The following is a 26,885-nucleotide window of genomic DNA, read 5'->3' as shown; positions in this document are numbered from 1 at the left end:
GCGGTAATCAGGCTCATCCCGCGGTGATCACCCGAACAGCCGCCTGCCGTGCAGCCTCACCAACCTCGCCGACCTGGAATCCCCGAGCGGTGATGTGCCGCACCAACTCCTCCTCCGGCGGCAACCCATGCTTGTGCAGGTAGTGCGCCACCGCCCCCGCCCACACCCAGGTCCCATCGGTCCGAAACGTAAGCGGCACATCCCGTTCCCCAGGCACAAACTCATCCTGCTCAAAACTTCTGGCCGCCAACACAACCGGCGCAGACTCGAGATAAGCCAACACCGCAGTCCGCAAATTCCCCTCCAACACCGCCCGCTCCACCACCGGCCGCCCCTCAGCATCCTTCCCGTCATAAACCTTCGCCATCCGGGGCGGCTGTGGCGGAAGCTTCACGGTCGCTTCAACATTGGGCACGGGCGCAAACGGATTCGGTGCGGGCTGAGGCATGAGTCCGAACGCGTAACCCTGAGGTCGAGGGTTTTGCAACCGCGGCTTGGCCAGTACGGCCACAAGGCCGCCGATCGCAGCGGGTAGCGAAATTAGTGCGGCCAGCACCATGCCGGCGAAGCTGAAGGTTCTCTGGTCCAAGTTGGTCGGGAGTCCCCACGCGTATTGCATGAATAGCGCATGCGCCAACGCCGATCCGAAAACCAACCCGATCGCGATACCTGCCACGAGTCTGAGGGAGGGATGGCGCCTTCCCAAAACGGCGACCAGCACCCCCGCGACAGTTGCCGCCACACTGCTCACCAGGGGCTCGATGTTGGCAAGCGGCAGTGCGACACCTGATTTCAGTTCCGAGCCACGCGTGAGCGTCACGACCTCCGCCGCCGCCATGATCGCGGCCGCGAGTATCACGAATACCGCACCGACTCGGTCCGCCGCTCCACCGGCATCACTCGGTGGTGCGATCGGCTTCGCACCGACCAACGGCACGAGGGCCGCGATAGCACCGATCAGGGCCAGCAACAGGAGCCAGAACCCGACCCCGTAGCTGATCCCATCGGACGCCGCCACACTGAGCATCATTATCACCGTGACCGCGATGGCTGATCCGCTCGCGAACGCTCCAAACCACGGTCCACCACGTAACCGCCTTCCGGCGAGCAACAACACCCCGCTCACCACAGCAAGTAGTGCTACCACTTCGAACGCGATACCTACGAGTCGAATGTCGGTGTAGGCGTAGCCGCTGCCAACCGAGTGATCAACGGTCTTCCACGCAAACATCTCGAAAACGACATGGCCGACATAGCCGTTCTCCGCACCGAGGTTCACCCGCCCCAAGGGAACAATCGACGCAACGAGCACCAGAACCCCAACGCCGATCAGCAGTCCCCCCGACACCCGTGTCGAGTTGCCCGACGCGCCGTCCGGCGCACTCTCCACAAGGTCACTCCGTATGTAGGCCACAGGTTCTCGCCCCTCCCACTACTCATCCACTCCCGACCACCTCGTCCCGGCGATCCGGCCCCACGCTATCGGCAAACCCGGCCAACCGTCGCCTCCAAGGTCCCGTTAAGGAACCGGCAAGTTCGTGGAGATCAACTGTGTCTATCCGGAGTTCCGTTCCGGCACAAACCTATTGATGAAAGCGAACATCGTGAGCACAGCGTCTGCACTCAAGATCGCACTCATGTGCGCCACCACCGCCGCCGCGACCACCGCCCTGGCCGCTCCCGCCCACGCCGACCTATATCCGAACGCCTGCCTGTACATCGACAACACCACATCCCACACCGCCACCATCACCGTCCACAGCAGCATCATCGGCGACCAGAACTGGGACATCCGCCCCTACACCCTGACCTACCTGGAGTATGACAACGCCCCCATCTCGACCGTCACCGGCGGCTGGAACATCGGCTACCTCCCCGCCTACGCCCACACCTCATGGCGCTACGAATCCGACTGGGCCCCAGTCTCCAACTGCAACGGCTCCTGGGTCTTCACCCTGAGCTAGCACTCCGTGCCGACAATTTCGGCCGCGAGCTCCCTCGTTCGAGGCTTGTTACAGGGTCCCCGGCTATTTGACGGGCATCGTTGTTGTCCACTGGCCCTTGTCGTCAGCGATCGTCACCTTGGTGAACATGCCAGGCTGAGCCGGGGCGGAGAGCACTACCCAAGCATGAAGCGTCTCGAAATTACCTGCAGCGCAAGCCGGGTCACACTTGTTCACATGGTAGGTGCCTTCGCCGACCGCAACATCGGATCCCCAGACATGCCAGTCGAGGCCGGTCAAATACTGGTGCGACGACGAGCAGCCAGGCTCGAGTTCGGTCGGCTTGACCGATGGTGTGCGCCCGGTGCAATCGAGCACCTGTGTGTCGGAGATCTGCTTGGTAATCGGCGCAGCGATCGCCTGTGGGCCACTCACCCCCGCCGCGCCGGTCAGCACCACCACGCCGAGCCCCGTCATCAAAACCGCGCCCCGCACCCACATCCGACCAGTCATCACTCGATCCCTTCCACGATCCGATCCGACTCCTCCGCCGGAACGCTGTCGACGGTATGAATCGAGACTTGGTGATAACTAACGAACTTCCAACGGCGGACTACTAGATGCTCTGGACCATGGCTGGCTGATGATGCTCACGCGCAGGGTCGTGCACCGTGTGACACTGAAATCCGCTCGACAGAAGGGGATCAGAGTGCGACGTGGCCATCCCACCAAGGAACAGCTGCAGGAGAGTTTCGAGCGAGTGCTGTCGATGGCGGCCGGAGCGGGGCCGCAGGCTCACCCAGCTAAAGGAACGTTCATAGTGCATCGCCGGCGACAGTGACTTCAACATCGACCCCCTACCAAACTGAGCTGGTCAGGGCCTTCGCCGAGCAGCCCTCTCCCGCACCTTCCGCTCGTGCTCCGCCCGCCGCCTGGCCGCGTTGCTGCCATCCAACTGCCCGGCGAAGGCCCGCCGCGCATCCTCGACGAGCTCGTCGCTGACATTCGGATGCGCCTGGGCAACCACCCTCAGTGCGTCCCTGGTTTCCTGATCGAGCCCGGAATGCGTCCGTACCCCATGCCCTTCCAGTGCCCGCCCCAGCATGTTCTCGAAATTCCGCATCAACTGCTGCCTCCCGGGACGGCCACGCCGCCCGGACCTGTGCTCGTCACGATATTCCTCCCAGGAGGGAAGGCGGAGCGGAGCTTCGTTGATTCCCACCGGACTGGTCTCGAATTCACCGGCCATCGATATCGACTCGATCCAGTCGAACGCCTCGAGCACAACGCTCCTGAACTCCTGGTATGTCGCATACTTCCGGCCGTCGATGACGAACACCGCCCGTCGGTCATCACCGATAAAGCGCCACGCGATGCAGAGCTGAGGATTCGTTTTCCAGTCGTACATATCCGAACCTCTCGTCTGACCATGTGCAGTGTCGCGGACTCACCAGTCGTCGGCGCGAATCCGCCCGGGCGTGATGTCGTCGAGGTCTTCGACGTCGGTGAAGGTCATGACCGGATCGTTGTGTTGCTGCCGCTCAGGCGAATTCGGGGGAGCGGTGGAGGCGGGGATGCGATCGGGGATCTGTTCCGTCAGGTCCGGCAACCCGTCGATCAGGTCCGACATCTTCGGCATGCGCCCGCGACGCTCCTGGATAGGAGCGGTTAGTTCGGCGCTCTTCCGGGCTAATTCGGTCGCCGCGGCCTGTGCCGCCTCGGTAACCGCCTTCGAAAGGTCCTGGAGCGGTAGACCTTCCAAGTCGTCGTCGAATCGAGTCTCGATGACGATTCCGTCGGCGTTGAGCACTACCGTGACACGCTTCTGCAGCGCGTATCCGGTTGCCAAGAGCTGCGCGCGTTTTTGCTGGATGTCGGTGAGTACTCGCATCTGCGCTTGGAACTCATCGATCATCGAGGCCAGTTCGCCTTTGATGAATTCGTTGGCCATCGGCTTACTGCTTGAAGGCGTCGGCGTTGCTCTTGTCGGTGTTGTCGTGCAGCTTGGCCGCGTCCTGCTGCGTGGTCGAGTGACTGTCGGACTTGCCCGCGAGCTTGTCGACGAGGGTCGTGAGGTTGTCTCGCGACGAGAGATATCCGTTGGCGCCGTCGCCCTTTGCGAACTTCTCGCCGTACTCGTCGTCTCCCCACGGTTGGCCCTTGCCGTCCGACGAGTTCTCCAACGCGGTCAGAACCGCGCGGATACGATCTGTGACCTGCGCGGCCTTGGCTGCGGCCACTCGCTGCAGCTCCGGATCGACTTCGACTTTTTCGGTCATGGCGGTTCGTTCCTCCCCTTGTCGTGAATGTCGTGACGCTATCGTCGAGCGCCCATGGCGGCAATAGGAAATCCTCAACTACCGCTTCGGTCGCGATAGCGCTGCGTGAACCCGGCGATGTAGACATTCGGTGGCACCGAGGACGAGGAGGCTTCGATCACTCCGTCGTCGGCGATGTAATAGATGGCACGGCCGAGCATGATCTCCCCAGGTCGGGTCGGCACGTAGACCATCCAACCGGCGTCGATCCGATCCGCGGTCAGTTGGTCCAGGGGATACCCGGTGGTATCGGCACCGCTGTTCCGAATGTGCCTGCGCACCTGCTCGATTGCGTCGATACGAGACAGGGGCGGTAGTACCACGAAGGTCCGCAGCCCGGCGAGCGAGAACTGATTCAGCGCGGCATCCACATCGAACCGGGTGGGATCGAAAGCGGCGGAAATGGTTTCGAAGGTGACGACTCCGGCCTCGGCGGCCGCCACCAGGGTCGCGACGGCGGTCCGCGTGAGGTCATCCACTGGCTGCTCGATGGCTCCCGCAAGCACGTCCACGATGATGTCGACCGTAGCCTCGGCGGTCCAGACCCCCGGCACAGCTTCGGCCAGACCTTGACCGTCCGGGGATTCTCCGCGGTGCCAGTTGCCATTTTCCCACCAGTAACAGAATGACAGCAGGCCCGAGACCGCTCTGGGGTTGAGAATGGCGTCGGTGATCCAATCCGGTGCGCCCGCATAGAGTTCGGGTAGCGGCTTGCCCTGGTTGTAGGCCGCGTCCAGTGCCGGTGCGTTCCACACGCCGCCGGAAATGACCGCCCGGTCGCCTGGCAGTACATACAGGGTGCTTCCGCTGCGCCGGGAGCCCTCGAACCAGGCGAGTGCTGGCAGAATGCGCGGACCCTGCGGTGAACCGACGGCCGCGAACGCAGCCGCCATCGCGGTCCACCGAGCCCAAACCAGCGGCAGCGGAGGGAAATCCGTCGTGCTCACCTCTCCGCGGATTCCCTTGCCGCGGTCGATGCGAGCTTGTTCGGCCGCGACCCGCGGCGAACGCTGCTGCCGACCCTCGTTGCCGACGTAGGCGGCCAGCCACACCGGTAGTCGGTCGCGCGGGTACTGCTGAAGGTCCGCGCGATACGCCTCGGCGGGAAAGAGTTGATCGTCGGGAAAGGGCTCGTCACCGTAGTCGTAGTCGGTCTGGATCTGACCCGGGTTGGTGATGATCAGCCGCATGCGCCACCACGGCCCGGCCGGTAGTTGTGCGGCGATTTCTCGCTGCTCCTGCACGGCGAAAAGGGTCGCCTGCGAAGGCTCGGCGCGCACGCCGCGTCCGTTCGCCGAGTAGGTCACATTCCACGCCTGTGCGGCAACCGTCCAGGCGAAGACGGCATCGACGCGCTCCCAGCCTTCGGGGCCGTCCGCCGCGAGCTCGCGGGCGACCCGATGCGTCAGCTCGCGCGCCTGCTCGGTGATCTGCTTCTCATCGACGACCGATTCTGGCCCCGGATGAGCGACGACTTCGAACCCGGGAGCACCATCACCGCTGGCCTGTACGAACGACGACATGAATTCCTTGAAGAATTCCTCGTCCCTATCCCCGTCCTGCGGCTTGCTCACGATGTCGCTCCCCTCGTCGACCGGGCGGTGCGGCTGCCCGTTCGGATACGCCTGCGACCCTACACATTCGCGAGGTGTGTTTCAGATCCGGCCGTGGCGGTTGCCGCGAATTCACTCGTCGAGCGGGTTGATGCGTCCGGCATCGGTGATCCGCAGTACACCCAGGGCGTCGAGCGCGGGATCGCCGGAGATCGCCACGTCCCAGCCGCTGTCGGTCCGCCGAGCACGAAACGTCGCAGCAGCGGTGTCGACGCCGGCTCCCATGAGATAGAGGCGCACGCGATCGGTGGCCTCCGATTCCGAGATGCCGTCGGGCAGTTCCGCGTGGACGGGCCAGTCGCGGCTGGAGAATCCGAGACGAGCGATCTCACGTGCTCGGCGATCCTCGTGGCCCTCCTCGGTTTGGTTCCGGAGGAGGATCTTCCAGACCGGTTCCCGCTTGTCCCAGCGATAGAAGTACCGCTTACTCGTGGCGAGCAGATTGACGGTGATCCGGGGCGGGTCTTCCCGCTTCGTAATCTTGACGGTTCCGGCGTGACCGTGCTGCCGAGGTAGGAACAACGTGTACGTCTTGTCGGGGGTGTCCGCCCTGACGCGCTCGATGACACTCGGGGGCAGGTCTGCGAAGCGGCGCGCCAACAGAGCTATATCAGAGGTCGAGCCAGGCAGGGTCAGATCGGCCGCAACCTTGTGAACCCGGCCGTTGTATCCCTTGTCGAATCGATTGAAACCTTCACCGACCAACTCGGTTTCGCTCCAGTACTCGGAGCCGGCCTCGGTTGCGATGAAGCCCGCGCCTTCGAGCAGAGAGAGCATTTCACGGGCGCGGCGACGCCCATGCGCGGCAACGGCCGCGGCCTGCTTGGTGCTGATCGGGTGGAGAGTGGACGACCAGCCACCTCGATAGCCGGTCGATTCTTCGGGCTCGGTCACGGTGTTGCCATGGGGAATGAACCACAGCGATCGCATGGTGCCACCCCTTTCCGAGGCTGCTGATTGGTAGCCGGTCCGGATCTCCAGGTTGCCGTTCGGCGACTTCTATGGCAGCGTAGCGCAAGATCATCGACTGTTCGTTCGTGAAAACACCTGGTGGACAGTTGAATAGCTGACAAGTCGGTTCTGGTCCGGGGGCGGGAGTGACAGCACGGGGGTATCGGTTCGAAACCGCAGTTGAGCGCGTGTTTTTCGGATCGGGAGGCACGCGATGATCTGGCGGCCTCCCCTTGTAGGCACTCTCGGCTACCTCGTCGGCATGAAATGGCCGGAGGGCAACGAGGACCTCATGTGGGGTCTCGCCGACGATTGGCGGTCCGCCGCATCGCAACTCCAAGCCATCAAGGGCGATATCGACGACGCGATCGCCGCCGTGAAGGTCGCCTACCCCGAGGGCGACGGCGGCAAGGAGATGATCAAGCAGCTCGAGACCCTGAAGTCCTCCGGGGACTCTCAGGCATTGTCGATCGACAACCTCGTCAAATGGTTCGACAGCGTCGCGTCGATGGCGGATGGCACGGGCACCGAGCTCGAATACACGAAGCTCATGTTCCACGCGACGCTGCTCATCATGGCGACGGAGATGGCCATCGCCGCAGCGTCGCTGTTCGCCGCGCCTGTGGAGGAAGCCGGCGTCATCGCTGCCAACCGCATCACCGTGCGGATACTGATGAAGCGCTTGATCAACTACCTCGTCGGGCACGAGGTGAAGTGGGCCGAGCTCACCGGGATCAAAGCGGTTCTCGCGAAGTTCACGCTCGCCGCCGTCAACCTGGGTGTGGGCGCGGCCGTCGGTGCCGGGCTGGGTGCGGCCCCGGATGCCGCTATTCAGGCGTGGCAGCGGTACGAGGGTCGTCGCACGAAGTTCGACTGGGGCGAGGTCGGCACCATGGCCCTGGCGGGCGGTGTCGGTGGTCTGGTGGCCGCGCCGGCCGGTGCCGTTCTGGGCAAAGGGCTCAAACCGGTCTCCACCAAGATCTTCGGTGAGAACTCGCGCCTCGGAACGATGACTGTCGCCGGCTTGCAAACCATGGGTACAGGCGCGATCGCCGGGTTGGCAGGCTGGGGCGCAACCGCTTTGGCGACCGGAAACACCGAGCTCGATCCCCGCATGATCACTGCGGGCGCGGTGGGCGGCCTCGGGTCTCATTTGATGAAGACCTACGGCGAGACGAAAGCCCCGGCATTCACCAATCCGTCCGAAACGCAGGTCGCGAACCAGACACCCAGCGCCGAGACCCATCCGGCGTCCGTGTCAGATATAAAGTCCGACACCGCTGTTCACGACACAACCGGCGATCACACCGGTCAGAATCAGCCTGGCGCGAATTCTCCTGGGACCGCCACACTCGGCGCACGGCCGGTCGAGCAGACTCCGCATGCGGACAACGGGAACGGGCTCACGAACCTGCAGTCTGCCGGTGGCGGACCCGTGAGCCAAGTCGCTCCCAATGCCCACAATGGCGGAGCACCACGGGTTTCCGATGCCGTTCAACCCTCGACTCCGGCACATACGACCGGCGGCGGCCAGGCCGCGCCCGAAGGGCGGTCCACGCCGACCGCCACCGCCACGCCACGATCCGAGTCGCCGACGAATCTTGCACCGGCAGCCGAAGGCCCCAAGGCTGGTGCGGCCCCGACCCGCGATGCCGGGATCGGTACGGGTACACAGGCGAAAGCGACTGGCCTCGAGGCGGCTACGCAACGACCCGCCGCTGACCGAGCACAGATTGCGGCGCAGGAGCACGCCGCCGGTCTTCCTCCGGAACGGTCAGAGACGGCTCGTCCGACAGATGAGCATGCCACGCGCACACCGGAAGGCGACCGTCCCGATACCACTCGGCCCACCGACGGCGGTCGGTCCGATGCGTCGCACGCCAAAGACTCCGATGCGTCGCACGCCAAAGACTCCGATGCGTCGCACACCAAAGACAGCGACAAGCCCGAGAGCCGGATCGGCGGCAAAGGGCACGATAACTCGGACCAGCCATCGGACCGAACCCACGACGGAAATCGTGACGGCCACGACGAGCCGTCCCACGATACGAATCAGCCGAACGACCACGAGTCGCACACACCCGCAGAACATCCGGATCGTCCTGTGCTGCCCGAAGATCGGCCGATCACCGACGCGGAGCGACTCCACGCTCAGGACGCTCTCGAGAGACTCGGGCATGAGGCCGACCCATCGACGCTGCTGCACCACGAGGACACCGACCAGGCCGGGGCCCACAGCCGGGCCCGGGAGAATCACGAGTGGTGGCATTCGCTGACCGAGGACCAGCAGGCCGCGATGACGCGGGTACATCCACGCGAAATCGGCAATGCCGATGGCATTCCGGCGCCCGTGCGGGACCAGGCCAACCGCCTGTCCATCGCCCGGGACATGGCGGAGTTGCGTGCGAACAACCCACGTGTCGACAAATTCACCAACAGGTTCTTCGATCCCGACGGCTACCGGGAGTACAAGAACCTCTCCAAGACCGTCGACAATCTGCGACTGGCCGACAAACTCGCCGACGAATACGCGAAGGAGAACGGTGGTCACCGGCCACCGGTCCAGGTGCTCTCCTACGACGCGAGAGCGTTCAACGGTGAGGGCCGGGCCGTCGTCGCGTTCGGTGACGTGGACAAAGCCTCGACCGTTTCGTTCCACATCCCGGGCATCACCACCACGGTTCGCAGCTTGAAGGTGAACCTGAACAATTCGTTCAACCACTATTGGGAGACTTCACGAAACACCGAGGATCCCGGCGCGGTGGCGTCGATCGCGTGGATCGGCTACGACGCGCCGAGTGGCGTTCCGAAGATCTTCAAGGAGATGACCAACGCCGACCTGGCCAAGCGCGGTGGTCAGCTCCTGGCCCGAGATCTGGCTGCCTTCAACGAAACTCGGAAACAGGACGCTGCCCTACCTGACGGTTCGGCTCCGCCGGATGTACACATATTCGGCCACAGCTACGGTTCCACCACAACGAGTTTCGCCGGTGCGGGTGGGCGCCTGGCCGGTGAGGTCTCGACGATCACCCTGCTGGGTTCGCCGGGCGCGGGCATCGTGCCGCACGCCTCTCGATTCGGCATCGGCGACAACGTATTCGTCGCCAGCTCGCCTCGGGATCCGGTGACCTGGATCGGCTCCAGTCATCCCGATGACATATCCCGGGCCGCACCGGCTCTCGGCCTCGGGCTGGGTCTCGACCCGTCGGTCGACTCGTTCGGAGCGCGCCGCATCACCGCTCAATTCCCGGGCGGCATAAGAACTCTCAGTGATATCGGAACCCACACCGGCTACTACAAGTTCCACGACGGTGATGGCCGAAGTGTTCCGAGCGAATCCCTGTACAACTTCGGCAAGATCGCCGCGGGCCGCCCTGACGAGGTCATCCCCGAGTTCGCTCGCCCGGAGCGCCCCGATCTCAATGACTGGCAACGGAGCTTCGGCTCCACGCCACGCGACCCGGCTCACCTGCGCCCGCCGGTGCACGATCCGGTCGAAGGCGCGCCGCACGGCTACGACAGCCTTGTCGACGAATACCGCAACCCCGACCCGGTCGCCGAGCACACCCCGCAGCTCCCGACGGAGCATTCGCCGTCGAACGACTGTGGCCCGCAGGCTCTTCAGCACGCCCAAGAGCTGACCGGCAACCCGAACATCCACATCCCCGACGATCCGCAGATCGCCCACCGGGGCATGTCCGCCGACGAGCTCGAAAACGCCGCCGGGGCCCACATGCAGCCGATCGATACCCCCGGTGTCCTGGCCGATCAGCTATACCGCATGGGCGACGGCGCGACCGCGATCGTCGTCGACGAGTTCCACGGCCCCGCCGATCAGAACGGCGTCGGCGCCCACGCCTACACCGTCACCAACGACGGCGGCCTGCTCGTCATCCACGACCCCGCCCTCGGCGAAGGCCCGCACCCGTTCCCGGGAGACCGCACCAACGTCGCCAACACCCACGCCATCATCTACGACGCCCACGGAAACCCACTACACCCCCTCGAATCCGGCGCACCCGCACACCCGGCCGCCACCCGCCCGGAAGCCCGTATCGGCCAACCGGATTCACACCGCGGCTTCCCCGACCACAACGGGCCGCACCTACCCGAGGGCGCTGAACCGCAGCGCCCGAAGCTACCGGTCAAAGAGAAGCCGTACTACGCGAACCCGCACTACGAAGACCCCGCGGCTTCACACGAATACGCTGCCAAGAACCGCATCAGCGACGGCGAGGTCCAGGACATCCGCGCCGAGCAGACCGCGAAGCACCCCGAGATCTCCCGTCTGACGGATGCCGAGATCGACGCGATCCGTCGGAACCAGTTCTTCCACCTCAACGAGCCGGTCAACGACGCGACCCGCAACGGCAACACCCACGCCTTGCACGACCGCGACGTCGAAATCCGCACTCTGATCTCCGGTTACAACAAGCTTCCCGACTATCACGGGGTTGTCTACCGATCCCTGTACATCGATGACCCAGTCAAACTTTCGCGATTCGTCGATGACTATCAGCAGGGGAAGACCCCGTTCGACCCGGGATTCGCTTCCTCGGACAAAGAGGGCTCGATGCCCGGTGGCAACATCGAGCTGATCATCGACTCCGCTTTCGGGAAAGACATCTCCTGGGCTTCGGGCCAGCAGGACGAAGTCGTCTTCCCCCCGGGCAACAAGTTCCTCGTCAAGGACCAATACCGAGTCGAAGATCGCTACGGCAACGAGAAAATCGTCATCGAACTACAGGACCTAGGAAGGACAGACCATGAACAAGGAGGAATTCGACCGAATCGCTCGGAAAGTGATGGAGCGCCGCAAGCCCCTGTCACCGGAGGACCAGAAGTGGGCGGACAACATCCGCCAGCACACGGCCGACCTGGAGAAGAAGGGACGCCGCCCAGCCACCGAGGACCAGATCAAGATCTGGCAAGCGTGGGGCGAATCGGAGATCAACCGGATCAACCGCGAGCAGGGCGAGACGGACTAGCTCCCGAAGAGCCAACTCTCACGCACCCGAACGAGGTTCCGCATCCCGAGGAACCGCATCGGGAACTACCGAGCCATATCAATGGGCCGGACGAATACTACGTCCCGTTCCTCGGGGATTCCGGGCAGCCGCACCCGGACTCGGTGCAGCCGCATCCCACTGAACAGAGCCACCCGGAGCAGGCCACACCACATCCGGAGCCCGAAAAGCCACACCAGGATTCGCGAGAGCAATCTCCCCACAGCGAGCCCACGAACGACACCGCGCACCCAAATGCCGAGCACGAACCCACCGCACAGGAACCGATTCAGCCGGCAGAGCCGGAGACTGTGGCACCCGCGCACGATCCAATTCAGCGCTTCGACACACCCGAAGCCGCGCGCCACTACGGCGACGAAATGCTCGCTCCGATCCGAGACACCATGTCCGAACCGGAACTCCGTGAGCTGCAGCGCTATACGAAGAAGTCGTGGATCAACGAATTCCTCCGCGCGGAGAACCCGGTGCGGCTGCTCGCCAAGCTTGCCGAGGACGAAGGCCACTATCAGCAACTCAGGCGAGTCACCAACGGCAGCCCGATCATGCCGAGAGTGGAAGTGCTCGACCGGATTCTGGCCGAGCATCCAGACCCCCGCGATCCGCGCCTCGATCCACGTCTGCGCGCCACGATCGAGCATGTAGTCAACGATCCCAACCCGCACGGTCGGCTCCAGGAACTGTCGCGCAACGCCGACAAGCTGCCCATGATGCGCGAATACTTCGGCGGCGAACCGACCATGGACGTCCTCCGATCCCACGTCGAACGCCTCGACCAAGCGATGAACCGCCCGATTCCCGAGGGCGTGGAGGTTTCCCGCGGAATCAGCATGCGAAGCCTGGACCGCTTCATCGGTCCGGACGGCCAACCGCTGAACGGCCGCAACCCAATGTTGTTGAAAGGCACTGTCCAGACTGAGCACGGCTACATGTCGACCAGCCTGGGACCGACGCCGCCTCAGGAGTTCAGGCTCAAAGTCCGTGTGGAACTGGAGATTCCGGCGGACTCGAAGGGCGCATGGGTCGGCGACAAGGGCTTGGCCGGACCCGAGAACGAACTCATCCTCCAGCGTGAATCGAAATTCCTGATCACCGACGTCATCGAGGACCCCAAGGGGGCTCGCTACGACGACGGGTACGTCGACTACTTGGTCAAGGGCAAGCTCGTGCCGGCCGATTACGTCCACGAACCCAGTGTCGAGGTCCCACAAGCCCACGATCCGAACGCGACACCGGATCGGCCGGGAACAGATCCGAGCCGTCCGATCGGTGGGCCCGACAAGGACGTTCCGCTCCGGCTCGACAATGAGCCGCAACGCCCCGTCGAATCACCCGACCGCCCTTCGACACTCACCCCGCATCTGATCGACCGCTTCAAGGAGCTGCACGAGCGCCTATACGACCTCGCCTCGGCCTACCACGATCCGGCCCGCGCCCCCGAGCTACCCGGCCTCCGCCTCGGACTGAACGACCTTATGGACAAGCTCGGCATGCTCGACCCCACGACATCGCCGACCGCCATGCGGCTATTCGAGGAGTACCGCCCCGATCTGGCCAAGTACTTGGCGGAGAACCACGACACGTTCCGGCCCCACCCCTCGGACACCGCGACACGGCCTCACGAACCCGATCAGCACCCAACCGACCGCACACCAGAGCCGAGCGAGCATCGCCCGACCGATCCTGAAAGTCGTCCGAACGATCCGGAACATCACCCGAACGCGGATGACCCTCAACCGAATGCATCTCACCCGATCGATGAGCACAACCCACCGGCCGACCCGCTGAGCCACTACGCCGACCGCACCCCCGCCGGCCTCTCCCTCCACAACGACCCGGAATTACACGCCCTCGCACACCAGGTCCCCGAAGACCCCCGCTTCTTCACCATCGACGCCCACCTGACCGACCGCGGCACCATCCTCCTCGACGGCCGCGAGTACACAATGGAAGAACTGGCCGCCCGCCTCCCCGAACTAGGCTACGACGGCCGCCCCATCCGCCTGATCGGCTGCGACGCCGCCTCCACCGACGCCGCCGCCCGCCTGGCCAAGGCCACCCGCACCGGCGTCCTAGCCCCCACCAAACCAGCCTGGACAGACGACGCGGGCCACGTCTACTCCTCCACCGCCGAGACAACCCCCGAAGGCACCCGCCGCCCCCGCATACCCCCAGACGGAGACTGGGAATTCATCCATCCGGACGGCACCAAAGTCAAAGTCTCGGAAGACGGTTTCGTTCCGGGTACCCGCGAGGAAGACAAGCAGGACATCGACACCGCTAGCGCTCGAGATCGAGGCGACGACGGCGCGTCTGAACCGCAATACGACCTTCCTGGAAAGGACAGGGTGATCCATGAGGATGACTCTGATTTCGATGATCTCTTTGTCGAATGGAATCGTCCAACCCACAAACCCCCGGATCCGCTGAATCCCCACTTGCCCCGGCAGCCGATCGATGTTCACGAGGAGATCAGGGCTCCGCATCGTGACCGCGAAACCGTACCTGATGGAAACACGGAGCCTGGCAAGCTGAAACCCGTTGAGCACCCCGAGGTCGTGCCCGAGCCATTGCGGGCGCATTTTGGAGACGAGCCGCTGAAGCCTTGGTCTGCGTACCCTGTAATCAATGAGAACGGTACAAGGACAACGTTCTTCACTAACGGAGATGGCACAGTCAAATGGGTTGAGGCTACCCCGGGTTCGCGGGAATTGGCACTCGATAAGAAGGGGCCATGGTCCGGATTCAACCCTGACCTGAGCTTTCCTCTGCTACCCGATGTCCAATATCAGGTCCCAAACGTTCATAACAACGAAAAGTTGCTGTCGTTCCACACCGACGCGCACGGACAGACCGATGCATTGACGGGTGATATCGAAGCCGGTGGCCAGAATAAGTCGTACCGAGACGACGATAGCGGGAAGGGCGCGCAGCAGCGCGCATACCAAGAAGGCGAGGCGGCCTACCCGAGCAATCCGGGTTATGAGCTGACCGGTGCCGAGCTTGAAAGATCCCGAATCAAATGGGCCGGAGGTCATCTCCTGGCGAACGAGCTGGGCGGGCTTGGCGAGTACCTGAACATGCATCCGCAGATGGCGGCATCGAACTCGGGGAACCGAAAGGATGGTTGGGTGCATGAGGCTTCGTGGCGCGCCAAGGAAAACCAGTTGGTCGCGTTCGCGAAAGAGGAACACCAAGAGATCCGAAACTACCAGGTAAAGATGACCCGTGAAGCGGACGGGGTGCCCAGCGACGTCATCATGCGATGGCAAGAGGTCACCTATGTCCGTAACGGGGACGGTAGTGTCCATCTCGATGTCGACGGCAAGCCGGTTGTGCAATCAGTCGTTACGAAAGAACGAGTATTCCCCAACAGGGAGGCAAACTTTGGACCGCAGGACCGATACAAGAATCGGTGAGATCTGTGAAGCGTTGAGGGCGGGGGCTCCGGTCGGCTGGGAGTCGATCACTCTGGAGGTATGGGCGAACGTGATGGCCTACGAAGTTGCCGTTTCCGCACAAGGAGCCGGTGGCTGCTTCGTCGGCGAGATGCGCCAGCTCGCACTCACTGAGCAGTTTCAAATCTTGCGTGATGAAATGTATGAGCCGGACAAGGGTGCGTGGCTGTCAGCTCGTTTCATTCTGCGCCGAACCGGAGATTCCGAGATTTCGTTCAATTTTGACGAGGATCCGAACTGGACACCAGAGCTGCATCCGATGATGTTCGTGCGCGATCTCGAGGCGTATCCCCGTGCCGACGGCCATATTCCGCCATGGCTTCGCAGGTTGGTCGATCAGGGGCACGAGCTGGAACGCCAGCATGAAGCCGCCCAGGATGACCAGTAGGATTAGCCGGTAGCCAGCTTGACCGAGGAGGCCTTACGTAATGTCGAACCCATCGCCGCTGAGCCCGATGGAGCAGCAGGAGCGGCTCGCAGAGATCGCGAATGATATTTTGCCGACGCTGCCGATGGGATGGACCCGCCTCGTGATTCGGGCGAGATCTATCGGGCGACACGCGGAACGCGAAACAGGCGTGAAGCTGCCGGACGGCTCGGTGCAGGGCTGGACCTTCGTTCCAGAGGTGTGGCGAAAGTTCATGGAGCTGCGGGAGGCGATGTACGTGCCGAACCTCGGTACCTGGGTGGAGTTCAAGTTTCTCCTCGATCCGCCCGGTCGCTTCAACATCCAGTACAACCGCGATCAGGTGCCGCGATTCGAGGAATGGCCCACCAGCTCGGATTTCGCGGTAGAGAACGAACGCTTCCCTCGCTCCGACGAGAACATGCCTGAGTGGTATCGACTCGGCATTGCTGGGCAGCCGCCGCAGGGCTGAGAGCAGCAACTGTTCGGGTTAGAAGAGCGCGATCGTTGGAGAGGTAATCGTGACCCATGATGCGATGACACCGAACTATGATGCCTGGACGCGTCTTCCGGTGTTCTATCTTCCGGTCACGCTCGGCGATGTGCTTGTGGGCTACCTGTGGGGGTCGCAGGAGGGCAATTCTGCGGGGTTTTTCACGAACATGGCCTTTGGGGCCGATCGGGTGAAATCTGCTGTCTACTGGAATGATCGGCTCGAGGAGAGCTATCGGATGGGTCTTACGCCGGTGGAGGCGATCAGGCATTGGGTTGGGAAACCTGAGGATCCGCGGTTCGGTGGGATCGCCGGCGATGCCGAGATGGAGGAGGCGCGGACCATTCAGGAGCTGGCGCTGCGTTTGAATCCTGACCATCCGATCGGTGAAGGTCCGTGGGTGCAGGACGGCACGTTCCCCAGCGGCAGTCCCGAGGATCGATCCGAAGGTTTCAGCGCGATCGCACCTGTGCCGACATCGACTTACCCTGACGAAACTGGCTCAGCTGTCATCTATTTGAGCGTCATCCTGAAGGACACGATCGTCGGGTACGTGTGGGCATCGGTCAACGATGACGCCGCCGGGTACCTCCCTCGCGCCGCGGTCGGCAATGTCGGTGTGGTCGCAGGAGGACTGTGGCGTGCTCGTCTCATCGACGCACACAGGGGTGGTCTATCGGCGCTCGACGCGGTTCGCCGTTGCCGCTCGCTTCCGGCCAACGCCGCTGGAACGTTCGGTGTGATTCAACCCATTCCGGAGCAGCAAGCTGTCTCACTTTCTGAGCTTCAACGGCTCGCAGACCTGGCTGACAATTAGGAAGCCGCAGGTGGAAGGATTCCGACGGTGACTGCTGAGTTCGCTGAACTACCAAAGCTCGCACGCGTTTACGACCACCGTGATGCCGATGGCCGCCCGGTCGCAGTCCGGGCATCGCTGCCCACCCACATGCGCGACCGCCTCCTCACCTACCTCGACTCCGCCCCGATTGTCTTGGCCGCCCGCAGTTTCGAGGTCGACGAATTCATCCCCTCGGTCCGAGACGTGCCGCTGACCTTCCGCACCGACGGCGAGTGGATCTGGTCAGGCGCGGTATCGCATTACCTGCGTAAACATGCCTTTCCGCCGGACCCGGAGTTGGTGCGTCACATCGTCTCCCGCGACTTCCTTCTGGGCGAGGTCAGCTCAGACGCGAAAAGGCGTGCAGTACAGGTGATCACGACCGCATAGTCGCGATTTTGGTGACACTTTCGCCCTGGATCACGCCGCCGGACGACGATCAGCGTGCGATCGACGAAAAGCTGGCGGCCAGAATGGGTATCACGGTTGAGCGGTTGCACGAGATTGATCGGCAGACGGTCGAGGACACCCGTGCCCGGGATGCGATCCCGGCCAACGAACGGATCGTGGACAGCAGCCCCAAGTTCAACAAGGGCTTCGGCCCGGTGACCGATGACAACACGATCGAGCCGGGCGAGATTCGCGCCCACGAAAAGCTACCCCTCCCGCCACCCCGTAGAGACTGAAGCCTCGCCGTCGAGTGGCACATGGCGGAGGCCGATTCGGGCAAATCTCCTCCCTGGTGTGCCACTCGGTGATCAGCTCGATGAATGGTCACCTGGTATCCAAGAGCCGTGGAGATTCCTGAACAGCTACGCGCGCACATGGATCGGCCGCTGCCGCCCGTGATCGATCAGGTTCGCCAGTTCCTGCTCGGGTTTGTCGCCGACTGCGAAGGGCTGGATGAACTGCGCAAAGATCTGACACGGATTGCGCGGCAGAGCCAGCGGGGCGTGCGCCGCGAGGTGGAGGCCATTGAAGCGCTCCTCGCCGCTCCCCAGCCACCCGGCACGCTCTCGAACCTGGTTGCCTGGTACGGCAACTGGGTGCTCGACGACCAGACATCCGATGCTGAGGCGGAAGCATGGCTACGCGACTTAGCCGTGCTAATCCGTGGTGTCCTTGCCGAAGCTGATAACGCTTGCAACGTCGGTGGCACCGAAACATCGTGATGCAACTGAATAGGGGGAGAAGGTGACCCACGATGCGACCGAATTACGATCCGTGGACACGACTTCCGGGTCAGGTGGCGAGGAAGTGGCCGGTGGCGGTTTCGCGGTCCAGGCGGGCGCGGATTTCGGCGACGGTTGTTCCTGGGGCGGGGCGGTGACGAGCACGGGCGGGTGGGGCGATCCAGCCGAGGATGACTCCCAGGCCGGTGCCGAGGAAGAGGTAGGCCAGTTCAGTGATCATGGCTTCTCCCTTCGGGATCCGCTTTGTCGAGCAGGAGGGCTTTTGGATGCATCGCGAGCTGTTCGAGCGCCGTGCCGCTCACTTGAATGAGTGTCTGTAGCGCTGCGGCGCTGACGAACAGTTCGAAGCCTTCGGGTTCGCCGAAGACGAGGGTGATCGCGTTGTCCTCGGTGTGGAGGACGGGGCGGATGGGGCACTGGTCGTCGACGCAGGCCCAGGTGCCGACCTTCAACTGCTCGAACATGGCCGTCCCTTCGACGGTTTGGGCTGTAGCGCAAGCAATCTGGGATAGAAGGAGAAGACTGTGGTGTGAGCCACAGTTAGAGCATAGGCTGATATATCAGCGGATTCAATGGCTAGCTGTTGATGATGCTGGTCGGCAAAGGGATTCGGCGGACGAGGTGTTGGAGGACTCAGTGAGTGAGCGTTCGGATCCATCGGCGCTGCGGTTCCTGATCGGACATGAGCTCCGGGTTGCCCGGGAGCGTGCGCGGGTCAAGCAGAGCGAGGCGGCGAAGGCGATCGGGTGCAGCCAGCCGAAGATCGTTGCGATGGAAGCTGGGAAGTATCTCCAACAGCCCGACGATGTGACCGCGCTGTTGAAGCTCTATCGGACGGACGTGGCTCAAATCGACCGGCTGGCTTCGTTGGCTGGACGCGCGGACCAGAAGACTTGGTGGGCGTCGTTTTCCGAAGTGCTGCCAAACTGGTTCAAGACCTTCGTTGGTCTAGAGGGCCTGGCCAGGGGGCAGTTTATCTATCAGGCAGTGACTTTCACCGGCCAGCTACAGACCGAGCGCTATGCGACTGCACTCCACACGGGTAGCCCATTGGTCGCTTCGGTCGATGTCCCGCAAATCGTCAGGGCCCGTATGGCTAGGCAGCGAATTACCGACGAGGTCAGGCCCATGGGACTGGACACGGTGATCGAGGAGGCAATCCTGCACCGTGAGGTCGGCAACCCAGATGTCATGCGGGAGCAACTGGACCATCTGCTCACCCTGATCGACCACGACCACATCGATATTCGCATTCTCCCGACTAGGACCTACGCGCACGCCGGTAACGTCGGTGAATTCACGCTGCTGCACTTCGACGAAGCGCAGACAGTCGGCTACATCGAATACCCGACGGGCGCTCTCTACCTGCAGGATTACGATGGGGTGGCAGTGTACGAGACGCTGGCCGACCAGCTCCGCACGGCGGCTCTATCGAAAAGTGAATCCGCCGAACTGATTCGGGGCCGGGCGGCCGATTGGAAGTGAGGGAATCGACCTATGGCCCCGGTCGCACATCATGGTTGGCGGAAATCGAGCTACAGCGGAAGCAATGGGGGCCAGTGTGTCGAGGTCTGTCCCACCGCGGGCCAGGTTCTTATCCGCGACAGTAAGTACCGAGGCTCTGCGGAGAGTCGACCCATCATCGCAGTTCCGAACGATGCATGGTCAATGCTGCTCGAGCTCGCCTTGTCGGGAGGCGTTGGTGAACTGGGCGAAGCGTTGATGCTCGAGCGCCGCCGGGACGGCGACATCGCAGTCGTGGATCGGCGAGGTATTGAACTGCTGTTCACGGCCCCGGAGTGGGATGCCTTCGCGAAGGGTGTCGCGGACGGTCAGTTCGACCTGGAATAGCGCTCCCAGCAGGCAAATCCAACCAAGATCAGGGTGCTCTTGCTGCGGAAATTCGCCTGAACTTCCACGCTGCTAACTCCCTGATCTTGCTGTGCCGGTGGGGCCTTCCAGCTGGGAGCTGACGCTCGGTCAGTTCCGGATTCCACGCCCGTGTCTGATCAGCGCGCAGACAAGATTGAAGTTCCGCAGGGAGCTGATGTTGGTGGTGATCGCGGGACGACCGGCTCCGGTCTTGATACGGAGCTGGCCCTCCGCGATCTCGACGTCGGTGATCTCCGCCCATGGCACCAAAGTGCCGAAGGCGGAAATGCCAGCCGGTTGCAGTGTGATCGTTCCGAACTCCATGGGACGCCCGGCCCCGAGCGTCGCGAGCGCGGCAGGCATTTGGTGAATACCGACCTGTTGCTGGATCTGCGGCCCCCACTCCTCGGGGTTGCTGATCCCCTCACGAAGCCGCAGTGGTCGTCCGTCGATATCGGTCAGCTCGTAAGCCTGAGTGACACGAATCGTGACCCCGTTCCGCCTGTGTTCGATCAAGTCCTGAATGAGGGTCGTCGAGTCGTATCGCACTACCTGCTGGCGCGACTTGAGCGTGAACACCAGTCCGTGCTCGAAAAGGTCCAGCCGCCCACCCGCATTCCGTTGCCCATAGAACACGGCCGAAAGGATCGAGAAGACGAGGCCCAGGCCGACGATCAACGCCAAATACATCGCGAACTGGAGAACCGCGACATGGACGCCGAAGCCGAGCACCGTCACCCCGACCAAACCGACGAAAATCTGCGCCAGGCGCCCGATCCCATGCCAGTCCGCCGGAACCGGCCCAAAGGTCTTGCTGTGTCCGCCCAGCCCCGCTCGTATCGCCACATCCGAGATGCTCTGTGCGCGTTCACGCCGGTGCTGCTCACGTTCCTTGCTATTGCCGGACCATCCCAGCGACACCAAGACCACGACGATGATCACCCCGATGACAATGCCGACTGCCATGGCTCCCCTCCGTCTCGACCTGCCGAAGCCTAGCCATCGCACGGATGCGTCGCTAATCGACGCTATGGCCGCGGTATCGATCGCCGCGTTGATCGGGGTCTCGTCTCTGCTGATAGCGACCACCGGCTCGGTGCAATACGTCGTGGTACGGTCGGGCCGAGTCGTCACCGGGGGCCGGGCAGCGCAACGCGGTGAAGTGAAGTCGTAATGATGTTGGATTGCAACGCTGTTAGACGTGGGAGGGAGCGCGTTCATGGCGGACGACGCGATGTCCGGACTCAAGGATGATGGTCGTCAGGGTGTGCATTTCGATCCCGAAGTGGCGACCACTATGGCTCAGCAATGCGCTAGCATGCTATCGGTCGTGGATGCGGCAATCAGAGCAGTCCAGCCGACGACGAGCCTGAAGCCCTTGAGTCAAAAGGCACCGAACGACTCGGGACATCAACTGGCGGACAAATTCAATGCGGCCGCGAAGAACCTGGTCGACACGGTGCTGAAAGACCATCAGAGCGTTCTAACGAGTATGGGCGAGGCCTTCGTCGCTGCCGGAAAACTGTACATCGGCACTGATGAGGCGTCAAAAGACGCGATCCAGAACGGAAAGTTCACAGATCAGCAGCTTTCCGGGGCATTTCAAGATTATCGTGGGGGCGGCGGACAGCCAGGACTGGCTGATCCGAACATACCTGTTGAATCCCTGGATATGCCGGGGTGGAAGCAATCCGAGTATGGCCAATGGTGGCAATACTCGAATTCCACGGACGGGTACAGCTACTCGGGTACGGCAAAGCAGGACTACGACAACAAGCTTGCGGATACGAGTCAGATAAAGCACCTTATGGATGATCTGGTGAAGCAAGCTGGGGTCACGATCGATCCGTATCCGATTGCGCCCGAGACTTCTGCCGTGTACGAATGGAACGACTTCCACAATCATTGGAAGTACATCAAGGACAACGACTTACCTGGACAACTCGAGACCTATGCGCAAGCTTGGCACAAGGCTCAGACGTATCTGAAGGTCCAAGCGCAGACGTTCGAATCGGCAACCAACAAGTATCTGCAGCCGTTTCAGGGAAACACTGCTGATATTGACAAGATCTGGGCATCGCCCGCAGCGAAGCAAGCTAAAGATGCTATCACCAAGTATCTTGCGAGTGTGAAGACGCTCGTCACATCCATGGACGTCATGGCAGTCAACCTTGCTGACACTCAAGGGTGGGTCAAGAGACTTCAGAACTTCTTGCCGTACAAGAGTTTTCAGGAAGAGTATCCGCCAGGCACCTGGGTTTACCAGTCGAATGTCGATGCATTCGTCAAGGATATGAAGCGAGCCTGGGATGCCTGGTACGTCGTAGGTGTCCAGGACTCCAGCGGAGCCATTCCCATCATGCCCAGCCCGAAATCGGCGCTCGATATCAAGCCGCCCGAGGTGAAGCTTCCCACGGATCAGCCGGATCCGAATTCGAAGCAGCCGACCTACTCTCCCACAACGCAGACTCCGAGCACTCAGACACCCAATCTCGACAACCTGAAGCCGGTCGACGACAAGCCGACAAACACGGACCCCAAGGACACGGACCCCAAGAACACCAACACGCCGACGACAACGACCGACACGACGCTACAAACGCTGATCACGCAGGCCAGCACCGTGCTTCAGGCGGGTATCACTGCTGCGGAACAGGGTGTGGAGAAGCTGGCGTCGGCGGTCGAGACGGCGCTGACACAAACGCAGACGAATACCAAGACCACTGAACCGACAGATCAGCTCACCCAGCAATTGCAGAATCTGGGCCTGATTCCAAACAGCAACAATCCGTCTGGATCTCCGACCGGGGGCAGTCCCTCGGGCTCGCCAACCAGCCCGGGCTCGCCTCAGACGCCGAAGACCCAGCTGTCGCCCCGCGCCGCGACTCCCACGTCGACGACCGAAACGGACAGCGAAACGGCTACGACATCGCGTGCGGGACTGGCGTCTTCGTCTTCTTCTTCGTCCTCATCCACCGGGTCTACCGGTGGGATGGGCGGTTCACCGATGGCTGCGGGCTCGCAGTCGCAGAGTAAGGAACACAAGCGTCCGCAGTTCCTGACGAACCTCGAGAACATGGAGCAAGTACTCGGTGAGGCACCGGCCGCGGTCACTCCGGTGGCAGAGAAATGACGCAGAGTTGGCGGTTCACCGAGGCCGAGTTCTATGCACTGTGGACGGATCGGACAGGGGAGGAGCTCCCCGAGCCATTCATGTTCACCTCGACGGCCAAAACGGCCGACGAGTTCGAGAACGAACTACGGGAAGCGCGAAAGGGACTGTCCAGCAAGCTTGGTGGAGACTTCCAGGCTGTCTTCGACACGATCGCGAACCCGGATCTGTTTCTGACCGCATATGGGTGGGATGAACAGGATCGCTGGGCGACAAGTTCGATGAAGCGGCTGCGCGCGACCCGCAAAGGCCCGAAAGGGTGTTTGGTCACCCAATTGCCGGGAGAGACCTATTGGGTTAGGGGCGGGTACCTGGTGGAGGAGTGCGATCCATTGCGGCTGTCCGATGCGATCGTTGCTGCGCTTCCGTCTGCTGAGCATGGCGGCCGCGGTGATGTCCCGCTGGCCTCCCCGGAACAGGATCTGGACCATGACTACGGGTACTCGGCGATCGCTGCGCGCTCCGAGACCGCTGTGTCTGTCGGACAAGCATTCTTGAAGGCCCCAATGACGACTGTCGGCGAGATCTCCATCGTGCAGGGCAGTTCGGTATTCGGCCCTCGCGGGATTGCTCGTCACAAGGTGCTGTTCCGGGACCTCGAGGACGATGGCCGATACGCCATTGTCGAGAACCCAGCGCAAGCGCTCGCGGTGGATCAGACACGATTCGTGTCGGTTCTCAACAGATATGTCGCGGCGGTGATTCAAACCATCAAGGATGAGCGAGCGTGACCAGGACCGGTCGTCGAAATATCGCTCGCGCCCTTGGCTGTCGTATGGTACTGATACGCAAAGCTAACTGGGAGGGAGTTCGCGGTGACTGAGTCGGGGGCGGTCGGGGCTGACACGAGCGCGGGGGAGTGGGCCTCGCTGGTGGTTGCCAACACGTCTGGGTCGATTCGGGTTCGGGCTACCAATCAAGGGCTGCCGCTGGCGGTGAAGGTTGAATCGGGGGAGCTGCATCGGGATCCGAACCAGCTTGCCAGCGAGGTGTTGCGGCTGTGTCAGAAGGCGGCGAACCGGGCTGGGCTTGCGCTGCGGAAGCAGCTCGAGGAGGCCGGGCTGGATGCGGCCAGCATCGCTAGGGCGAACCTTCCCACCGAGGCTGAGGTTGCTCGGCAGGAAATCGTGGAGGAGCAGGACTACGATACTGAGCCGCAGAGTTGGCTCAGGACGGTGTGAGAGGGGGTGCTCGTGGTTTCGTCGATGGATGAGTTGCAGGAGCAGGTGCGGCGGCAGCTGTATCGGTTTCAGGATCTCGCGGATCAGATGAAGGCTGTCAGGGGGCGGGAGACTTCGGAGGATGGGGCCGTGATGGCCGAGGTCGACGGGAATGGGGCGCTGACGGATCTGCAGTTCAGTAGTGCTGTTTCGCGGATGACGCCGGCGGAGTTCGAGCAGGTCGTGGTGACGACGGCGGCGCAGGCGGCGCGGCGGGCGTTCGAGCGGCGGGCCGAGATCGTGAACGCGTTCAATGAGGAGATGGCCGGGTAGCGACCGGACTGTTTACAAAACTTTGCGCCAGAGTTTGCACCTTGCGGTCTGGCACAACGAAATTCGCACTTGTAGTCTGAGCAAGATCATAGGTAGTGGGAGGGACACACCATGGCCGATCATGTAGCGGCGGAATTCGCGCCGATTCTCGCGTACGGCACCGAGAAGGCGGGCATTGCCGCGCAGGTCGCGGGGACGGCGGCGGCCGATGTGGGTACCGCGCTCGCGCAGGCGGTGCCGGTGTTCGGGCTGATCGGGCAGGAGTTCCTCGCGGCTTTCGCTGTCGCGCAGGGGAATTTCCTCATGTCCTCGGCCGAGATCGCCGCGGTGCACGCGAACACGGCGACCACCGCGTACGCGGCCGTCGGCGCGTACGGCACCAATGAGGTCACCTCCGCCGCCAGCTTCCTCTCGACGGTGCTGTGACCAACCCCGGTCCGACCGTTCTGGACGAGCTGCGTAGCAGTCCCATCGGTCCCTACCTCGACACGCCGGTCACGGATGTCTTGAGCAACCTGGGACTGCCGCAGCTGCCACAACTTCCGTCGATCAGCCTGCCGGACCTGTCGGGTCTGCAGCTGCCCACGCTGCCGACCATCGACCTGACCTCGCTGATCTCACCGGTCACCAGCCTGCTGCAATCGTTCGGGACGGGGAGCCTGAGCAATAGCAGCTTCAATCCGGCGACGATTCTGACCTCGCTGGTCAGCGCGCTGACTTCGGCTGCGTCGCAAAGCAAGTCGGCGACCAGCACGGTCATGAACACCTGGACCGGCGATGCCGCCAAGGCGGCCGAGGCCAAGAGCAACGCGGTCGAGGCGCAGAGCGGCGAGGTGGCCGCGCAGGGCGTGCAGCAGCACGGCATCCTCCTCGAGGCCGAGGCCATCGTCGCCGAGGGCTACAGCGAGATGACCGCTCTCATCGCGTCTTTCGTCGCCCAGGTGACCGGGGCCGTCGCATTGCTGGCCACCCCCGCCGGAATCCCGTGGCTGATCGAGACCGCCACCACGACCATCAACGCGGGCATGGCCATCGCCGCCAAGACCAGCGCGCAGCTGGCGGGCAGCACCGCCCAGATCGTCGAGGCCGGAACGAAGATCATGATCGCGGGCGCGCCGATCGCCTCGAATATCGAGACCCTGGTGAACATGGTCGGCACCGCGCTGCAGCCGATCGCCAGCGTCGCGCCGACGGTCGCGGAGAAGGTGGTCGAGAAGGGCGCGTCGGTGGTCTCCACCGGTGTCAGCGATATCAGTTCGGCGCTGAGCAACAGCAACAACAGCAATACGAACACCAATACCAACACGAATACGAACACCAAGACGAATCAGCCGACGGTCACCGACGTCAAGACCGACCAGAAGACCGACAGCCCGGACACCAGCAAGACCGACGGTGGCGGCGGCAGCCCGCTCAGCACCATCTTCGGCGGCACGCCCACCACCACGACACCGGCGAGTCCGACCGGCACCAGCCGGATTCCGACCGGCGAGGTCAGCAATACCGGCGCGGGCATCCCGAAGACCACGACCGAGGCCAACGGCCGCACCACCGCCACCACCTCGCCGAGCATGGGCGCGGCCGGTGCCGCGGGTCGGGCCGGGGCCGCGGACGAGGAGTCGACCTCGGACCGCTCGGGTCTGGTTACCGGTGCGCACGGCGACGAGGTGGTCGGCGTCATCGAGGGCGTGGTGCTCCCCGTGGTCGGCGCGATCGAAGCAATCGAAGAACCGCCGGACAAGGCGCTCACGCTGTAGTACTGAATAGCCAGGGGACACAGGAGGAATGGCCATGACCACCAACGCATTCGACGGTCTGCGTTTCGACGCCGCGACCGCCCGCGACGCCGCGGCCCAGCTGGACGCGCTGGCCGACCGCATCGCGAACGGCCTGGGCGTCGAGCAGGTCAAGCTCGACTTCGCGCCCGCCGGTGCCGACGCGGTGTCCCAGCGCGCCGCGCAGACCCTCGGCGCGGTGGCCGCGTCCTTCGTGGCCTCCGGCACCGACGGCGTCAGCGAACTGCGCAACCTCGCCACGACGCTGCGCAGCCAGTTCGACGCCTTCGGACAGGTCGAGGAACAGTCCGTCCTCGGGTTCGCTGGCTGAGCGGA

The 26,885-nt window shown here is 63.0% G+C and carries 27 protein-coding genes and 1 pseudogene; 18 read left to right on the top strand and 10 right to left on the bottom strand.

Annotated elements, in window-relative coordinates; all coding sequences use genetic code 11:
* Positions 1 to 13: 13 nt before the first annotated feature.
* Entirely contained in the window at positions 14 to 1,390 is a 1,377-nt protein-coding gene (locus tag VMT65_RS18505; protein WP_326309527.1) for a hypothetical protein, read from the bottom strand.
* Positions 1,391 to 1,604: 214 nt separating this feature from the next.
* Here VMT65_RS18505 and VMT65_RS18500 point away from each other — a divergent pair, with 214 nt between their 5' ends.
* Positions 1,605 to 1,964 (top strand): hypothetical protein, encoded by a 360-nt coding sequence (locus tag VMT65_RS18500; RefSeq protein ID WP_326309525.1) that lies wholly within the window; start codon positions 1,605 to 1,607, stop codon positions 1,962 to 1,964.
* Between the two features lie 63 nt (positions 1,965 to 2,027).
* Here VMT65_RS18500 and VMT65_RS18495 read toward each other — a convergent pair whose 3' ends face one another.
* The 6 genes from VMT65_RS18495 to VMT65_RS18470 all read right to left on the bottom strand — a co-directional run bounded on the left by VMT65_RS18495 (position 2,028) and on the right by VMT65_RS18470 (position 6,804).
* Positions 2,028 to 2,456, bottom strand: coding sequence for a hypothetical protein (locus VMT65_RS18495; protein WP_326309523.1), 429 nt, complete (start codon positions 2,454 to 2,456; stop codon positions 2,028 to 2,030).
* Between the two features lie 361 nt (positions 2,457 to 2,817).
* The gene (locus VMT65_RS18490) at positions 2,818 to 3,351 is read right to left on the bottom strand and encodes a hypothetical protein (protein WP_326309522.1); all 534 of its coding nucleotides are present in this window, start codon (positions 3,349 to 3,351) and stop codon (positions 2,818 to 2,820) included.
* A gap of 39 nt (positions 3,352 to 3,390) precedes the next feature.
* Complete coding sequence (locus tag VMT65_RS18485) at positions 3,391 to 3,894, bottom strand: YbaB/EbfC family nucleoid-associated protein (protein ID WP_326309521.1); 504 nt, start codon at positions 3,892 to 3,894, stop codon at positions 3,391 to 3,393.
* A gap of 4 nt (positions 3,895 to 3,898) precedes the next feature.
* Positions 3,899 to 4,222, bottom strand: coding sequence for a WXG100 family type VII secretion target (locus tag VMT65_RS18480; protein WP_326309520.1), 324 nt, complete (start codon positions 4,220 to 4,222; stop codon positions 3,899 to 3,901).
* A gap of 74 nt (positions 4,223 to 4,296) precedes the next feature.
* Positions 4,297 to 5,835, bottom strand: a complete 1,539-nt coding sequence (locus VMT65_RS18475) for a hypothetical protein (protein WP_326309518.1) — start codon at positions 5,833 to 5,835, stop codon at positions 4,297 to 4,299.
* Positions 5,836 to 5,946: 111 nt separating this feature from the next.
* Positions 5,947 to 6,804, bottom strand: a complete 858-nt coding sequence (locus VMT65_RS18470; protein WP_326309517.1) for a hypothetical protein — start codon at positions 6,802 to 6,804, stop codon at positions 5,947 to 5,949.
* A 235-nt stretch (positions 6,805 to 7,039) separates the two neighbouring features.
* Here VMT65_RS18470 and VMT65_RS18465 point away from each other — a divergent pair, with 235 nt between their 5' ends.
* The 7 genes from VMT65_RS18465 (at position 7,040) to VMT65_RS18435 (ending at position 18,216) form a co-directional block, all read left to right on the top strand.
* Positions 7,040 to 15,268, top strand: a complete 8,229-nt coding sequence (locus VMT65_RS18465) for an alpha/beta hydrolase (RefSeq protein ID WP_326309516.1) — start codon at positions 7,040 to 7,042, stop codon at positions 15,266 to 15,268.
* Positions 15,237 to 15,695, top strand: a complete 459-nt coding sequence (locus VMT65_RS18460) for a hypothetical protein (protein WP_326309515.1) — start codon at positions 15,237 to 15,239, stop codon at positions 15,693 to 15,695. The genes VMT65_RS18465 and VMT65_RS18460 overlap by 32 nt, the downstream gene beginning before the upstream one ends.
* A gap of 40 nt (positions 15,696 to 15,735) precedes the next feature.
* Positions 15,736 to 16,185, top strand: coding sequence for a hypothetical protein (locus VMT65_RS18455; RefSeq protein ID WP_326309514.1), 450 nt, complete (start codon positions 15,736 to 15,738; stop codon positions 16,183 to 16,185).
* Between the two features lie 49 nt (positions 16,186 to 16,234).
* Positions 16,235 to 17,023: a hypothetical protein gene (locus tag VMT65_RS18450; protein WP_326309513.1), complete on the top strand. Its 789-nt coding sequence runs from the start codon at positions 16,235 to 16,237 to the stop codon at positions 17,021 to 17,023.
* Positions 17,024 to 17,050: 27 nt separating this feature from the next.
* Complete coding sequence (locus VMT65_RS18445; RefSeq protein WP_326309512.1) at positions 17,051 to 17,434, top strand: hypothetical protein; 384 nt, start codon at positions 17,051 to 17,053, stop codon at positions 17,432 to 17,434.
* A gap of 11 nt (positions 17,435 to 17,445) precedes the next feature.
* A complete protein-coding gene (locus VMT65_RS18440; RefSeq protein WP_326309511.1) occupies positions 17,446 to 17,730 on the top strand; it encodes a hypothetical protein in 285 nt (94 codons plus the stop codon).
* 108 nt (positions 17,731 to 17,838) lie between these two features.
* On the top strand, positions 17,839 to 18,216 hold the full coding sequence (locus VMT65_RS18435; protein WP_326309510.1) for a hypothetical protein: 378 nt from the start codon (positions 17,839 to 17,841) through the stop codon (positions 18,214 to 18,216).
* 70 nt (positions 18,217 to 18,286) lie between these two features.
* Here VMT65_RS18435 and VMT65_RS18430 read toward each other — a convergent pair whose 3' ends face one another.
* Positions 18,287 to 18,457 (bottom strand): hypothetical protein, encoded by a 171-nt coding sequence (locus tag VMT65_RS18430; protein ID WP_326309509.1) that lies wholly within the window; start codon positions 18,455 to 18,457, stop codon positions 18,287 to 18,289.
* Entirely contained in the window at positions 18,447 to 18,701 is a 255-nt protein-coding gene (locus VMT65_RS18425) for a hypothetical protein (RefSeq protein WP_326309508.1), read from the bottom strand. The genes VMT65_RS18430 and VMT65_RS18425 overlap by 11 nt, the downstream gene beginning before the upstream one ends.
* 172 nt (positions 18,702 to 18,873) lie before the next feature.
* Here VMT65_RS18425 and VMT65_RS18420 point away from each other — a divergent pair, with 172 nt between their 5' ends.
* From VMT65_RS18420 to VMT65_RS18410, 3 genes and pseudogenes are all read left to right on the top strand, one after another.
* Positions 18,874 to 19,722 (top strand): helix-turn-helix domain-containing protein, encoded by an 849-nt coding sequence (locus tag VMT65_RS18420; RefSeq protein ID WP_326309507.1) that lies wholly within the window; start codon positions 18,874 to 18,876, stop codon positions 19,720 to 19,722.
* 12 nt (positions 19,723 to 19,734) lie between these two features.
* Positions 19,735 to 19,905: pseudogene (locus VMT65_RS18415) on the top strand (DUF397 domain-containing protein); the annotation flags it as partial.
* Complete coding sequence (locus VMT65_RS18410) at positions 19,906 to 20,088, top strand: DUF397 domain-containing protein (protein WP_326310342.1); 183 nt, start codon at positions 19,906 to 19,908, stop codon at positions 20,086 to 20,088.
* A gap of 129 nt (positions 20,089 to 20,217) precedes the next feature.
* On the opposite strand, the gene VMT65_RS18405 is transcribed toward VMT65_RS18410, so the two are convergent.
* Entirely contained in the window at positions 20,218 to 21,075 is an 858-nt protein-coding gene (locus VMT65_RS18405; RefSeq protein ID WP_326309506.1) for a DUF6585 family protein, read from the bottom strand.
* A gap of 253 nt (positions 21,076 to 21,328) precedes the next feature.
* On the opposite strand from VMT65_RS18405, the gene VMT65_RS18400 reads away from it, so the two are divergent.
* The 7 genes from VMT65_RS18400 (at position 21,329) to VMT65_RS18370 (ending at position 26,880) form a co-directional block, all read left to right on the top strand.
* Entirely contained in the window at positions 21,329 to 23,242 is a 1,914-nt protein-coding gene (locus VMT65_RS18400; RefSeq protein WP_326309505.1) for a hypothetical protein, read from the top strand.
* A complete protein-coding gene (locus VMT65_RS18395; RefSeq protein ID WP_326309504.1) occupies positions 23,239 to 24,012 on the top strand; it encodes an ESX secretion-associated protein EspG in 774 nt (257 codons plus the stop codon). The genes VMT65_RS18400 and VMT65_RS18395 overlap by 4 nt, the downstream gene beginning before the upstream one ends.
* Positions 24,013 to 24,096: 84 nt before the next feature.
* Entirely contained in the window at positions 24,097 to 24,462 is a 366-nt protein-coding gene (locus tag VMT65_RS18390; RefSeq protein ID WP_326309503.1) for a hypothetical protein, read from the top strand.
* Positions 24,463 to 24,486: 24 nt separating this feature from the next.
* Complete coding sequence (locus VMT65_RS18385; protein ID WP_326309502.1) at positions 24,487 to 24,774, top strand: YbaB/EbfC family nucleoid-associated protein; 288 nt, start codon at positions 24,487 to 24,489, stop codon at positions 24,772 to 24,774.
* Positions 24,775 to 24,885: 111 nt separating this feature from the next.
* Positions 24,886 to 25,200 carry a hypothetical protein gene (locus tag VMT65_RS18380; protein ID WP_326309501.1) on the top strand — a complete coding sequence of 105 codons (315 nt, stop codon included), beginning with the start codon at positions 24,886 to 24,888 and terminating at the stop codon, positions 25,198 to 25,200.
* Positions 25,197 to 26,531, top strand: coding sequence for a hypothetical protein (locus VMT65_RS18375; RefSeq protein WP_326309500.1), 1,335 nt, complete (start codon positions 25,197 to 25,199; stop codon positions 26,529 to 26,531). Before VMT65_RS18380 ends, VMT65_RS18375 begins: the two co-directional genes overlap by 4 nt.
* A 34-nt stretch (positions 26,532 to 26,565) precedes the next feature.
* The gene (locus tag VMT65_RS18370) at positions 26,566 to 26,880 is read left to right on the top strand and encodes a PE family protein (RefSeq protein ID WP_326309499.1); all 315 of its coding nucleotides are present in this window, start codon (positions 26,566 to 26,568) and stop codon (positions 26,878 to 26,880) included.
* The last annotated feature ends 5 nt before the right edge of the window (positions 26,881 to 26,885 follow it).

Origin of the sequence: Nocardia sp. CDC153 (assembly GCF_035818515.1) — a bacterium.
Taxonomy (GTDB): Bacteria; Actinomycetota; Actinomycetes; order Mycobacteriales; family Mycobacteriaceae; genus Nocardia.
Note: the sequence above shows the minus strand (reverse complement) of the source record. Positions and strands in the feature narration are given on the sequence as shown.